12 protein-coding genes are annotated in these 14,422 nt (G+C 41.1%); 11 read left to right on the top strand and 1 reads right to left on the bottom strand.

The window, feature by feature from the left end:
* Window positions 1-9: 9 nt before the first annotated feature.
* Window positions 10-480 (bottom strand): N-acetyltransferase, encoded by a 471-nt coding sequence (locus AMD01_RS20800; protein WP_053403385.1) that lies wholly within the window; start codon window positions 478-480, stop codon window positions 10-12.
* A gap of 184 nt (window positions 481-664) precedes the next feature.
* Between AMD01_RS20800 and AMD01_RS20795 the strand changes: the two genes are divergently transcribed.
* From AMD01_RS20795 to AMD01_RS20745, 11 genes are all read left to right on the top strand, one after another.
* Window positions 665-2,005, top strand: a complete 1,341-nt coding sequence (locus AMD01_RS20795; protein ID WP_053403403.1) for an acetyl-CoA carboxylase biotin carboxylase subunit — start codon at window positions 665-667, stop codon at window positions 2,003-2,005.
* 16 nt (window positions 2,006-2,021) lie between these two features.
* Window positions 2,022-2,234, top strand: coding sequence for a biotin/lipoyl-containing protein (locus AMD01_RS20790; protein ID WP_053403384.1), 213 nt, complete (start codon window positions 2,022-2,024; stop codon window positions 2,232-2,234).
* 14 nt (window positions 2,235-2,248) lie between these two features.
* A complete protein-coding gene (locus AMD01_RS20785; RefSeq protein WP_053403383.1) occupies window positions 2,249-3,790 on the top strand; it encodes an acyl-CoA carboxylase subunit beta in 1,542 nt (513 codons plus the stop codon).
* Between the two features lie 140 nt (window positions 3,791-3,930).
* Window positions 3,931-4,827: a 2-dehydropantoate 2-reductase gene (locus tag AMD01_RS20780; protein WP_053403382.1), complete on the top strand. Its 897-nt coding sequence runs from the start codon at window positions 3,931-3,933 to the stop codon at window positions 4,825-4,827.
* Window position 4,828: 1 nt separating this feature from the next.
* Window positions 4,829-5,212: a DUF3397 domain-containing protein gene (locus AMD01_RS20775; protein ID WP_245638992.1), complete on the top strand. Its 384-nt coding sequence runs from the start codon at window positions 4,829-4,831 to the stop codon at window positions 5,210-5,212.
* 102 nt (window positions 5,213-5,314) lie between these two features.
* Window positions 5,315-6,934, top strand: coding sequence for a bacillithiol biosynthesis cysteine-adding enzyme BshC (gene bshC, locus AMD01_RS20770; RefSeq protein ID WP_053403380.1), 1,620 nt, complete (start codon window positions 5,315-5,317; stop codon window positions 6,932-6,934).
* A 353-nt stretch (window positions 6,935-7,287) separates the two neighbouring features.
* A complete protein-coding gene (gene rsmH / locus AMD01_RS20765; protein ID WP_053403379.1) occupies window positions 7,288-8,235 on the top strand; it encodes a 16S rRNA (cytosine(1402)-N(4))-methyltransferase RsmH in 948 nt (315 codons plus the stop codon).
* A 20-nt stretch (window positions 8,236-8,255) separates the two neighbouring features.
* Window positions 8,256-8,621 carry a cell division protein FtsL gene (gene ftsL / locus AMD01_RS20760; RefSeq protein WP_053403378.1) on the top strand — a complete coding sequence of 122 codons (366 nt, stop codon included), beginning with the start codon at window positions 8,256-8,258 and terminating at the stop codon, window positions 8,619-8,621.
* A gap of 5 nt (window positions 8,622-8,626) precedes the next feature.
* A complete protein-coding gene (locus AMD01_RS20755) occupies window positions 8,627-10,813 on the top strand; it encodes a penicillin-binding protein (RefSeq protein ID WP_053403377.1) in 2,187 nt (728 codons plus the stop codon).
* 108 nt (window positions 10,814-10,921) lie between these two features.
* Window positions 10,922-12,841 (top strand): stage V sporulation protein D, encoded by a 1,920-nt coding sequence (locus tag AMD01_RS20750; protein WP_053403376.1) that lies wholly within the window; start codon window positions 10,922-10,924, stop codon window positions 12,839-12,841.
* 96 nt (window positions 12,842-12,937) lie between these two features.
* On the top strand, window positions 12,938-14,404 hold the full coding sequence (locus tag AMD01_RS20745) for a UDP-N-acetylmuramoyl-L-alanyl-D-glutamate--2,6-diaminopimelate ligase (RefSeq protein WP_053403375.1): 1,467 nt from the start codon (window positions 12,938-12,940) through the stop codon (window positions 14,402-14,404).
* Window positions 14,405-14,422: the final 18 nt, after the last annotated feature.

The following is a 14,422-nucleotide window of genomic DNA, read 5'->3' as shown; positions in this document are numbered from 1 at the left end:
GCTGTTTCTTTATTCACCGTCAAATCCGTTTGGGTGCCAAAGCAATGGGTTCTGACCTAAATCTCGGTCCATGTCATACTTGATAGACTGAAACCCCATTTTAGCCCAGAAGTCACTGGATTTTACACGCGGATTGGTTTTGATCGGAAGTTCGAAGCTTTTTGCGAAATTCACCAGTGCTTCACCGTATCCTTTACGCTGATAGCTTGGTAGTACTTCAAGTTTCCAAAGTTCTAAAAAATCTTGTGGAGGTGTGAAGTATTGATCAAACTTTTGGTCGCGTTTATATAAGCTCATTCTAGCAACAAGGCTGTCGCCGAAATATATTCCGTAAAATGGAGAATGAATTTCATTTTCCGTCAGGTTTTCCTGTAAGTCTTCTAGCATAGATAATTCTTGATTGCCATACTCTTTGAATTTTTTAAATTCTTCGAGCGTTTTAAAGTTAATTTGTAATCGTTTTACTTCTGGTTTGTACATAATCCCCCTACCCCTTTTCTTGTAGCAGTGTGAAGCTATTTTTATTATATAATAAAAATACGAAAAATTCCGCAAATAAACACACTTATTAGTAAGCGTTTACAAATATCGAAAGGAATTTTAAGAAAAATGTAGAAATATAGGTGTTGGAGACAAAAAATAGGTGAACAAAGGGGATGATACCGTGAAAAGAGTGTTAATTGCAAATCGTGGGGAGATTGCATTAAGGATTATTCAGACGTGTAAGCGAATGGGAATTGAGACCATTGCGGTCTATTCTGAAGCGGATCAAGATTTACCGTTTGTAAAAGAAGCAACCAAAGCGGTATGTATTGGAGAGGCGCCTGTTCAAAAATCGTATTTGAGAGCGGATGAAATCATACGTGTAGCGAAGGAAGAACAGGTAGATGCCATTCATCCTGGCTATGGATTTTTGTCTGAGAACACAGCCTTTGCCAAAGCAGTTATGGACGAGGGAATTGGTTTTATCGGGCCATCTCCAGAAGTAATTCAGCTAATGGGGGACAAAGTAACGGCAAGAGACGTGATGAAACAAGCGCAAGTTCCTGTTGTTCCTGGAAGTGAAGGAAGCGTTGAGAGCCTTGAAGAAGCATGTCGTATTGCGCGGGAAATTGGCTATCCGGTTATGCTGAAGGCGAGCGGAGGCGGAGGCGGAATCGGGATGCACCGCTGTGAAGGCGAAGACGAATTGAAAAAAATATACGCCTCTACAAAAGGAAGAGCCAAAGCTTATTTTGGCAATGATGAGCTCTTTATTGAAAAATTTATTACTAATTCGCGTCATATTGAAGTACAAGTTTTCGGAGATAAACATGGAAATCTCGTGCATATGTTTGAGCGGGACTGTTCGGTACAGCGACGCAATCAAAAAGTAATTGAAGAATCACCGTCTCCGTTTTTATCGGAAAAAGGCCGTGCTGTCATGTGTCAAACAGCGGTAGACGCAGCAAAAGCTGTCGGTTATTACAATGCGGGGACCATTGAATTTATCGTAGATGAACAAGAGAATTATTATTTTTTGGAAATGAATACAAGGCTTCAAGTTGAGCACCCGGTAACAGAAGAGCTAACAGGATTAGATCTAGTCAAATGGCAAATTCTTGTGGAACGAGGAGAAAAGCTCCCGCTTGTTCAAGAGGAAATTACTCAGGTAAGCCATGCGATTGAGTATCGGGTGTATGCGGAAGATCCAACAACCTTTTTACCGTCACCTGGCCTCATTACGTCATTGGAATTTCCAGAACAAGAAGGGGTAAGAGCTGATTTGGGCTATCTATCAAACCAAAAAGTAACGCCATTTTATGATCCGATGATTGCAAAAGTAATCATTAGTGGTAAGACACGAGAAGAATCGATCGAGCGCTCGAAAGGTTTCTTTAATAGCGCGTCAATCGAAGGGATTAAGACGAATTTGAGCTTGTTTCAACACGTGCTTCAGGACGAAGCATTTGTGAATGGGGAATATGAAACAAGTTATCTTTCAAAACGTTCCATCAAAAACTAACACAGGGGGAGTAAACATGAAAACAATCGAGGCAACAATGGCAGGGATGGTACTAAACGTATTAGTAGAGAGCAATGAGGAAGTACAAGTAGGGCAGGTTGTCGTAATGCTTGAATCGATGAAAATGGAGATTCCAATTGAAAGTGCCGTATCTGGAACGGTGAAGGAAATTAAAGCTGTGATAGGTGATTTCGTTAACGAAGGCGATGCTCTACTTATTTTAGAATAAAAGGGGGAATCAAAATGATACATACAAACAATCTTCAGGAAAACTATGAGCAAAAGCGACGAGAAATTGAGGCAGGAGGTCAGCCGAAATATCACGAAAAGCTCAAGGAGCAAAACAAACTATTTGTACGTGATCGTTTAAATCTGTTGTTTGATAACGGACAATATGATGAGGACGGAAAATTTGCGAACAATATGGCGGGCGATTTACCTGCTGATGGCGTTGTGACTGCGATTGGAAAAATTCATGGTCAAACGGTGTGCGTGATGGCGAATGATTCGACCATCAAAGCAGGATCTTGGGGAGCAAGAACGGTAGAGAAGATCATTCGTATTCAAGAAACAGCAGAGAAGCTTAAAGTACCGATTTTATATTTAGTGGATTCTGCTGGAGCACGTATTACTGACCAAATTGACATGTTTCCAAATCGTCGCGGCGCAGGGAAGATCTTTTACAATCAAGTAAAATTATCAGGAATGATTCCACAAATTTGCTTACTGTTTGGTCCATCTGCTGCAGGTGGCGCATACATTCCCGCCTTCTGTGATATTGTGGTCATGGTCGATGGAAATGCGTCGATGTATCTAGGATCTCCGCGTATGGCAGAAAAAGTAATCGGTGAAAAAGTAACGCTCGAAGAAATGGGCGGAGCACGTATGCACTGTACGGTAAGTGGATGCGGCGATATTTTAGTAGAAAAAGAAGAAGAAGCCATTTTAAAAGCGAGAGATTATCTCCGCTACTTCCCGAAAAACTTTCAGCATCGTACAGAAGTTGTTGATGCGATTGAACCAAAGCAGGGGAGATCGCTTGTGGATATCGTCCCTGAAAACCAAAACGTACCGTTTGATATGTACGAAGCGATCGATTCGTTAATTGATGCGGGCAGCTTTTTTGAAATTAAAAAGCTGTTTGCACCGGAGTTAATTACGGGGCTTGCTCGTCTGAACGGTAAAACGATCGGTATTATTGCCAATCAGCCAAAAGCAAAAGGCGGCGTATTGTTTGTGGACTCTGCTGATAAAGGAGCTAAATTCATTCAGCTTTGCGATGCGTTCCATATTCCGCTTTTATTCCTAGCCGATGTACCAGGATTTATGATTGGAACGAAAGTAGAACGAGATGGGATCATTCGTCACGGAGCGAAATTAATTGCGGCTATGAGTTCAGCGACGGTACCGAAAATTTCTGTTATTGTTCGTAAAGCATACGGTGCTGGATTATACGCAATGGCAGGTCCTGCATTTGAGCCGGATTGCTGCATCGCTCTTCCAACAGCACAAATCGCCGTTATGGGACCAGAAGCCGCCGTTAATGCGGTCTATTCCAATAAAATTAACAGCATTGAAGATCCGAAAGAGCGCATTAAATATGTGCAGGAAAAGCAAAAGGAATACAAAGAGCATATTGATATTTACAAGCTTGCTTCTGAACTGATTGTGGATGATATTGTGCAAGCGAACGATTTAAGGGATGCCCTTATCTCTAGATTTGATCACTACGATTCAAAAGAATTGGTGTTTAGCGTACGTAAGCATCCTGTCTATCCTGTTTGATAAAAAGAACCATTGTATTCCTGTACAGAAGGTCCTGAGAAAGCAGCAGGCCTTCTGTGCTTTTTTTATTTTCTCTATTAAAAATGGTAAAAATAATATAAAGTGAAGAGTAGACGATAGACGAACATTAGGAGGGTTTTATGAACAGATTAGCAATTATTGGCGGCGGTTCCGTTGGTTTATTATACGCAGCTCGTCTGGCTTCATATCACGAGGTGACCGTATATACAAAATCAAAAGAGCAGGCTATCGCGATTAATGAAAAAGGAATTCAGATTGAAGAAAACGAACAAATCACGGTTATTCGTGTAAAGGCTGCCGTCATTTCTGATGGTATTGCTCCTTGTGATTTGGTCGTTATTGCGGTTAAACAATATCATCTTTCTTCGATTTTACCCTTTTTACGCAAAATTTCCCCGACCACTCCACTGCTCTTTTTACAAAATGGAATGAGTCATTTGGAGATCATCGATTCCCTTCCTCATACATATGTATTTCTTGGGTTAGTCGAGCATGGAGCGCTGAAAAAAGGAGACGTGGATGTAACGCATACAGGAATAGGCACGACACGTCTTTGTATGTATAAAGAATATCATCCCATACATAAAGAGCTCTTAACGAATTCTACGGATTCTTTTCCGTTTGTTGAGGAGCACGATTGGCATTACACAATGATTAAAAAGCTTATTGTCAATGCGGTCATCAATCCGTTAACGGCTTTGTACCGAGTTGAGAATGGAATGTTGCCATCTGTTGCGCCGTTCCGCCAAAACATGGAGCAGCTTTTTGCAGAAGTAGTGCTCTCATTAGGAATTAACGAGGGGAAGGAATATTGGGCGTCCATCTTAATGGTTTGTGAACAGACGGCATTTAATCGTTCATCTATGCTCAGAGACATTGAATCAGAGCGTCAAACTGAGGTTGATAGCATATTAGGTTATATCATAAGTGAAGGTGAAAAACGACACGTCGATGTACCGCTTGCGACGTTTTTGTATAACTCAATCAAAGGATTAGAAAAAAAACAGAAAAAGTGAGATGATACAATTGGGAAGTTTCTTCGCTGGGGTGATCGCTACTTTTGTAACGGTACCATTTTTAGCTTTTTTACTGTCATACATTGTTTTTCGAAAAGTAACGAAAAATAATTTAAGGTCCTTTCGAATTTCGGTGGACGTGACCACGATTTTTCTGATTGGTTCTGTGTATCATGCTACATATGTTATTTGGGGAAAATCATACTTATGGGCTATTTGCTTAGTGCTTTTATTAACAGCTATCATGTTATTTCTTTTGCATTGGAAATATAAGCAGGACATTCAGCTAAGACGAATTTGGAAGGGTTTTTGGCGCGTGAACTTTTTGTTGTTCACAGTAGGGTATGCAGCGTTTGCTATCTATGGCGTTGTAGCACGTATTTAAAAAGTGAAAGCGTGTCACTAGACGAATAGAAACACAATATGGATAATGAATTTAGATCAAAACTCTATGAGTGTTATTTGACAGAAGAAAGGAAGTTCTTTCATGGAAACTATTGACGTCGCTTTGTCGTCACTGAATAAATTAACAACAGATTACGTAAATGGGGAAAAAGATGTCTCTTCTTTTTTTCATTATGACATTGCTCAAACAGACTTGTTTCGATGTCGACAGCAAGATATCAAGGAGCAGCATTATCCTCGTAAGGAGCTAATTGATTATCTGCTTCCATACAATTCATCCGTCGGTTCTTCAGAACAAACGCTTGCCAACATCCGAAAGTTGAATGATTCGTCGACAACAGTAGTAGTAGGTGGGCAGCAAGCAGGTGTACTAACGGGCCCCCTATATACCATTCATAAAATTATCTCGATCTTAAAACTCGCAAAAGAGCAGGAACAGGCGCTTGGTTCACCCGTTTTACCTGTTTTCTGGATTGCCGGTGAAGATCATGACTTTGCCGAGGTTAACCATGTATTTGTCGAGCAAAATGGCCGTATGGTGAAAAAAGCAGTCAAAGAAAAGCTTGCAGAGAAGAAAATGGTTTCTGATACGGAGATGACGCAAGAGTTAGTCAGAACGTGGATAGATGACATCTTCAAAGTATGGGGTGAAACGAACCATACAAAAGAAGTGCGTTCATTTATTCAATCGTGCCTGCAATCGTCTCGTACGTATACAGAATTTTTTGCGCGTATGATTGCCCAATTGTTTGCTCATACAGGGTTAATTCTAATGGACGCAGCTTCCCCAGAACTTCGAAAGCTTGAATCACCTTTTTTCGTTCAGCTTATTGAGGAAAATATGAAGCTGTCAGAGAAGGTAGGGGATCAGCAGTCCAAAGTTGAAGCAGGGTATAAAAAAACGATCGATGTTGCACCGGAAACGGCTCATCTTTTTTATTCTCATCAGAATGAGCGCATTCTGCTAGAGCGCACGGCAGAAGGATTTGCGGGTAAAAATGGCGAAGTGCAGCTAACAAAAGAAGAGTTGTTGTATATTGCGCATACCGAGCCCCATCTTCTCAGTAATAACGTGGTGACAAGACCACTGATGCAAGAGTTTGTACTGCCGACACTAGCTTTTATTGCAGGTCCTGGGGAAGTAGCTTATTGGGCTGAGCTTAAGCAGGCTTTTGAACTGTTTGGTTTCCGCATGCCTCCTGTGATGCCTCGTCTTTCGTACGTGATCGTTGAGCGTTCTGTGCGAAAAGCATTGGAAGATGTCCAGCTTGATCTAACAGAGGTGCTTCAAAACGGACTAGGCGCATATCGTGAAAAATGGCTCAGTGAAGAAGTAACCTATCCGTACGCAAATTACTTTGAACAAGCAAAACAAGAAATTGAGTCTGCGCATCAATTGTTAAGAACGAATGTGCTGAAAGAGGATCAGCGCCTCGAAAAACTCTTAGAAAAAAATCGCAATATCATTCAAAATCAGCTAAATACTGCTCAAAAAATTGTCGAGTCTGAACAGCTGAAAAAACATGAAACGGTTTTAAATAAATATACGTTAATTGAGAATGCTCTTACTCCAAGTGGCGGTCCACAGGAGCGTACATGGAATGTAGCTTATTATTTGAATCAATACGGAATGGACTTTGTATCGCAATTACTAGAAGTTCACGTCGAATTTAATCATAAATTAAAAGCCGTTTGTCTATAATAAAATCCTGCTCTTTAGCAGGATTTTATTTTGTTTAGAAGAATTAGGGGAAATACAGAAGAAAAAATAATCAAAAAAGGTTTCTTACTTTTTAAAGTGGGTAAAGTACACGGTTGGAATTTTTGCTGTAAACATTCCCCTAAAATGTTATGTATGGATGTCAAATATGTCATTTTATTTAATAGCATTAAAATCTGACAAAAATCTACGTTTTCTATGTAGAAAAAGCTGAAATTATGTTGGATTTTGATATATAATATAAAAAGCCATATTTATGCGAGAAGTTGGAAACTTTACATAATGAGATTGGCTTTACGATCACATAATTTATTACGTTTAAAGTAGGTGTCACGTTGTTCAATCATACAACAGTTTTATTAAAAGAAGCGGCAGAAGGTTTGAATATTAATCCAGACGGAATCTATGTAGACTGTACCTTAGGCGGGGCAGGTCATAGTGAATATATTGTCAAGCAGTTATCAGAACATGGTAAGCTCATTGCATTTGATCAAGATGATGTTGCCATTGAAAATGCTAGACAAAAGTTAGCGCCATACATGGACCGTGTTATTTTAATTAAAAGCAATTTCCGCTTTTTAAAAGAACAGTTATTAGAAAGAGGTATTACAGAAGTTGACGGAGTGTTATTCGATTTAGGTGTTTCTTCTCCGCAGCTCGATACACCAGAAAGAGGCTTTAGCTTCCACCATGATGCACCTCTCGATATGAGAATGGATCAACACGCATCGCTGTCAGCGTATGATGTGGTGAATGAATGGCCGTATGAAAGGCTAGTAGGAATTTTCTTTAAGTACGGGGAAGAAAAGTTCTCCAAGCAGATTGCCCGAAAAATTGAAGCGTATCGTGAAAAGAAAAAAATTGAAACAACCTTGGAACTAGTAGAAATTATTAAAGAAGGAATCCCTGCTCCAGCAAGAAGAACAGGAGGTCACCCAGCAAAGCGAATTTTCCAGGCTATTCGTATTGCGGTAAATGACGAACTTGGGGTATTCAAAGATGCGATTGAACAAGCGATTGAGATGACCAAGCCTTCTGGACGTATTAGCGTTATTACGTTCCATTCTCTAGAAGATCGTATTTGCAAGGTAACCTTTAAGGAAGCAAGCAGCTTACCGCCTCTTCCTCCAGGACTACCAATCATTCCAGACGAATTTCAGCCACCGCTAAAATTAGTTACGCGAAAGCCCATTTTGCCTTCTGATGAAGAAATTGAGCATAACAAACGTGCTCGCTCAGCGAAGCTTCGTATAGCAGAAAAGGTGAAAACAAAACAAAAATAGACTAAAAGGAGGAGAATCGGTTGGCAAATGTAGCTTATAAAGTAAATGAACAGCACATACAATATCAACCACAGCAGCCGCAAAAGGCACCAAAAACACTTACGAAAAAGAAGCGTCGCATTACGTTGGGTGAGAGGGTCCTTTGGCTTGGACTTGCTGCCGCAACTGTTTGGGGCTCAGTAGAAATCGTTTCGAATCAGGCATCGCTTTATAGCGTCAATGCTGAAATTCAGGGGTTAGAAAAAAATGTTGACAGTCAAACTCGCGTCAACAAAGAGTTAAAGCAAGAAGTAACAGAATTAAGCACGTATGAGCGTATTTGGGCAAAAGCAAAAGAGCTTGGACTAGACTTGAACGAAAATAACGTGAAAGTGGTTCAGGAGTAAGCGGTATGTTTCCAAAGAATAAAAATATTAATACGGGAGCAGCGATATTAATTTTAATATTTGCCTTGCTCTTTTTTATATTAGCCGTGCGTTTTTTCTACATACAAGCAACAGGGAAAGCTGAGGGAGAAACGCTTGCGCCTATTGCCCAAAAAAAATATACGCGTCAAGCTACCATTGAAGGACATCGCGGAACGATCTACGACCGAAAAGGAAAGCCTGTTGCAGAAGATACGGGGGCTTACACGGTTGTAGCGATCTTAGATAAAAAACAATCTAATTACGTGAAAAATCCGGAAAAGACGGCTGAGAAGTTAGCCCCTATTTTAAAGATGGATCAAGATGATTTAGAAGAACGTTTATCGAAAAAGGGTCGTATCCAAGTTGAGTTAGGATCAAAAGGACGAGATATTTCTCATAGTGTCAAAACGAAGATTGAAAATCTCATGCTTCCCGGTATTGCTTTTATTCAAGATTCTAAGCGTTTTTATCCAAATGGCGTATTCGCGTCCCATATTATTGGGTATGCCCAAAAGAATGAAGCAGGAAAGATTATTGGGAAAATGGGTATTGAAGAAATTTTCGATAAGCAGCTGACGGAGTCAGACGGCTACGTGAAATACGAAAGTGCTCAAAATGGACTTAAGCTTCCGAATCCAAAAGAGTCTATTAAAGCCCCTAAAAATGGTGACAATATTTACTTAACGCTTGATGAACAAATTCAGACGTTCGTAGAAGATGCGCTTAATAATGTGGCGAAAGAGTATGAACCAGAGAAGGCGATTGTCATCGTCGCAAATCCGAAAACAGGTGAAATTCTAGGGATGGGAAATCGTCCAAGTTTTGATCCAAACATACGAGACATTCAAAATTACGCGAACGAGGCACTCATGCCTTTTGAGCCGGGATCGACGATGAAAATCTTTACGTTAGCGGCGGCGATTCAAGAAGGGGTCTTCCACGGATCTGAATTGTATCAATCTGGCGTTTACAATGTCCCTAATTCTGCGCCTATTCGCGATCATAATCGAACGGGTTGGGGACCGATTACGTTTGATGAAGGCGTGCAGCGTTCCTCAAACGTGGCTTTTGCTATGCTGGCTGATCGCCTCGGGGCGGATCGTTACCGAAGCTACCTTCATAAATTCGGACTTGATCAAAAGACGGGCATTGATATACCGGGGGAAAAGTCAGGGATTATTTCGTATAAGTACAAACGTGATCAGCTGACGACGGCATTCGGTCAGGGCTCTCTCATTTCACCGATTCAACAAATTCAAGGAGCAACAGCTATTGCGAACGGTGGAAAGATGATGAAGCCATATGTAATTAAAAAAGTAGTGGACCCTTCCACAAATAAAGTGGTAGAAGAGCATAAGCCAACAGAAGTCGGACAGCCTGTCACTGGTGATACGGCGAAAAAGGTACTAGATGAGCTTGAGAAAGTAGTAACATCTGAGCATGGAACAGGACAAACTTTTGCCATTCCAGGCTATGATGTGGCTGGCAAAACAGGAACCGCACAAATTCCAAAAGACAATGGGAAAGGGTATCAGTTTGGTCATGGTAAAAACATCTTCTCATTTATGGGATTTGCTCCAAAAGACGATCCGAAATTGATTGTCTACGTGGCGGTGAAAAAGCCGAAGCTCACACCACAAGAAGCTGGATCAGCTCCTTCTGCTCTACTGTTTAAGTCAGTGATGAAAAATAGTCTTCAATACTTGAAGATCGATCCAGAAGAAACAAAAAAAGAACAAAACGACCCACCGGCTGAGATAGGCGTAAATGTAAACAGCTACGTCGGAGAACCTGCAGAAGAAGCAGTCAAAGATCTGAAGGACAAGGGCCTTAAACCGATCCTTGTTGGTAAAGGAAATCAAGTAGAAGACCAAGATCTTTCAGGAGAGAGACTGATAAAAGGGGAAAAAGTATTTTTACGAACGAACGGTGATCTAACAATGCCAAACCTTACCGGATGGTCTTATCGTGACGTACTACGCTTTTCAAATATGCTTGAGCTAAAGCCAAGTCGTGTTGGAGATGGGTATGTGACATCACAAAACCTCAAGGCGGGATCACCAGTGAAAAAGAATGATTACTTGATTGTAGAACTTGGTCGTCCAGGTGAAGACAAGCCAAAAGAAGAGAAAACAGAGGATAAAAAGAAACAAGATGAGCCGCAAGAGTAATTAGGCGGTATGTCGAAGATGGAATCATAACTTATGACGCAGTTCTAGTGACTCCTGTACAAGCATATATATTGAGAACGAGCCTAATAGAAGGAGGGTTCTTGATCAATGCGTGTATCAGGAGTCACTGTGCGAAAAAGGTTATTAACTGTTTTAGTTATTGGTATTTTAGTATTTACGATTATTGATGTTCGACTTGGATATGTTCAATTTGCTTTGGGAGATATGCTGACGGAAAAAGCGAAGGGGCTGTGGAGCCGGAATATTCCGTTTGAGCCTGAGCGTGGGAAAATATTAGACCGGAACGGGGTTGCATTAGCAACAAATAAAAGTGCGCCAACAATCTTTGTTATGCCTCGTCAAGTAGAAGATCCCGTTAAAACAGCGGAAAAGTTAGCAGCCGTCTTAAATATGTCAAAGGAAAAAGCGTATCAAGAAGTTACAAAAGCAACGTCAATTCAGCGTATAAGTCCAGAGGGAAGAAAAATATCTCCGAAAAAAGCGGAAGAAGTACGTGCATTAGGCTTAAAAGGGGTGTATATTGGAGAAGATTCAAAACGCTATTATCCTTTTGGGAGCTACTTATCTCACGTACTAGGTTTCACTGGAATTGATAATCAAGGTCTAATGGGTCTTGAATCTTACTACGAAGATGAACTTAGCGGTGAGGGAGGAAACGTGCAGCTTTACTCAGATGCAAAAGGGAAGAAAATGCCTGATATTGCAGATGATTATACGAATCCTGTTAATGGATTAGATTTGAAGCTGACCATCGATTCGCGTATTCAAACGATTGTGGAGCGCGAATTAGATAATGCACAAGCAACCTATAATCCCGACGGTGTTATTGCTATTGCAATGAATCCGAACAATGGACAAATTTTGGCGATGTCGAGTCGACCGACGTTTGACCCCGATAATTACCGAAATGTACCATCGGAAGTCTATAATCGAAATCTTCCCGTATGGAGTGCATATGAGCCGGGTTCGACATTCAAAATTATTACACTGGCGGCAGCACTTCAAGAAAAAAAGGTTGATTTATTAAAAGATCACTTTTATGATGATGGAGCAACAGAAGTAGCCGGAACCATTTTACATTGTTGGAAACGTGGAGGCCACGGCTCACAGACATTTTTAGAAGTCGTTCAAAACTCATGTAACCCTGGTTTTGTGGAGCTTGGCGAACGATTAGGAAAAGAGAAGCTGTTTAAATATATTGACGACTTTGGTTTCGGTCAGAAAACAGGCATTGATTTACAAGGAGAAGGAAGAGGCCTTCTGTTTAATAAAGACAAAGTCGGTCCGATCGAACAGGCTACAACAGCCTTCGGTCAAGGTGTGGCAGTGACACCCATTCAACAAGTGGCGGCAGTTGCTGCAGCTGTGAATGGAGGCACGCTATATCAGCCTTATATTGCAAAAGAATGGATTGATCCTAAAACGAATAAAGTCATTAAGCGACAATCGCCGGTAGCCAAACGAAAGGTTATTTCCGAAGCAACTTCCAAACAAGTTCGGTACGCATTAGAGAGCGTAGTGGCAAAAGGGAGCGGTAAAGGTGCGTTTGTCGATGGCTACCGCGTTGGTGGGAAAACAGGGACGGCGCAAAAGGCGAAAAACGGTCGTTATTTAGAAAATAACTATATTGTTAGTTTTATCGGCTTTGCTCCTGCTGACCATCCAGAGCTGATTATTTATTTAGCAGTTGATAATCCAAAAGGTACCGTTCAGTTTGGTGGCGTCGTTGCCGCTCCAATTGTCGGTAAAATGATGGAAGATAGTCTGCGTACGCTCGGTGTAAAACCGCGAAGCAAACAAATAGAAAAAGAATTAACATGGCTTGATACCCCTGTATTAGAAGCTCCCGATTTAGTCGGAATGACGAAAAAAGATCTGCAAGAGCAGTTAGTGAACCTGAAGCTGGATGTTAGTGGAACTGGTGATAAAGTCGTAAGTCAAGCACCAGCCGCTGGGACAAAAGTTAAGGAAGGTTCGACAATCAGGATATATATGGGGGAAAAGTAATTATAATGATATAAGCCTTGGGGGTATTTCCCCTGGGCTTCTTTTTCTGTAAAATGGAAGATGGCTAATCGCTAACAGAAGAGAGGAAATGATAAGATGGAGTTACAATCACTTTTAGCTTACCTACACGACTTTACAATAAAACCAACAGAGAATGCTGAAATTACCTCGATCGAGATGGACCATCGCCAAGTGAAAAAAGGATCCTTATTTGTATGTGTGAAAGGATATACGGTCGATGGGCATGATTTTGCCACGCTTGCAGTAGAAAGTGGAGCGGCAGCGATTATTGCGGAAAGACCCGTAGATGTATCCGTTCCAGTCATCATCGTTAAAAATTCAAAGCGTGCGATGGCGGTTCTAGCAGATGGCTTTTACGAGCAGCCAACACAAAAGCTTCATCTCATTGGTGTTACAGGGACAAATGGGAAAACGTCCACTACGCATGTAATGGAAAAGATTTTTCAAGCAAATGAACAAAAAACCGGCTTAATTGGTACGATTGAAATTCGTATTGGCGATCAGTCATACGAAGTGAAAAATACGACGCCTGAATCCGTTACCCTTCAGCAAACGTTCCATCAAATGGTGCAAGAGAATGTAGAAGTGGCTGCGATGGAAGTATCGTCACATGCATTAGATCTTGGCCGCGTTCACGGGTGTGATTTTGATGTAGCGGTGTTTACAAACTTAACACAAGATCATTTGGATTATCATAAAACAATGGACGATTATCGCCGTGCGAAAGGATTGCTGTTTGCTCAACTAGGCAATACTTATAATCATAAGAAGCCAAAGTTTGCCGTTCTAAATGCAGATGACAAAGCTTCTGAAGAATATACGAGAAATACTGCAGCGACGGTTGTTACATATGGAATTGATCACGAAAGCGATGTTCGTGCAAAAAATATTCAAATGACAAATGCCGGAACAACGTTTGAACTCATCACACCATTTGATACTGTAACAGTGCAAATGAAGCTGATTGGAAAGTTCAGCGTGTACAATGTTCTTGCCGCAACGGCAGCTTGCTTAGTATCCAATGTAGCTCTTCAAACAATTGTGTCAGTAATTGAGCAAACGGAGGGCGTCCCGGGGCGTTTTGAAGTAGTGGATGAAAATCAAGACTTTAGCGTAGTGGTTGATTATGCTCACACACCGGATAGCCTTGAGAATGTTGGAAAGACGGTGCAGCAGTTCGCCCAAAATAATGTGTACATGATTGTTGGATGTGGGGGAGATCGTGATCGTACGAAACGACCTCTTATGGCAAACATTGCCGCAACGTACAGCACAGAGGCGATTCTTACATCGGATAATCCACGAAGCGAAGATCCGAATGAGATCTTAAAAGAAATGGCAGCTGGAATCACATCAACGAACTACGTAACCATTTCCGATCGTAAAGAAGCCATTCAGTATGCAGTAAATAAAGCAGAAAAAGGCGATGTGATCGTGATCGCAGGTAAAGGTCATGAAACATATCAAATAATTGGTGATGAGGTACTTGATTTCGATGATCGAGAAGTAGCCCGTCAAAGTATTAAGGAGCGTCAAAAATAATGGACTCACAGTGGTATA

The sequence above is a fragment of the Priestia koreensis genome, assembly GCF_001274935.1.
Taxonomy (GTDB): Bacteria; Bacillota; Bacilli; order Bacillales; family Bacillaceae_H; genus Bacillus_AG; species Bacillus_AG koreensis.
The sequence above is the reverse complement of the archived record's forward strand: the minus strand, read 5'-3'. Positions and strand labels throughout refer to the sequence as shown.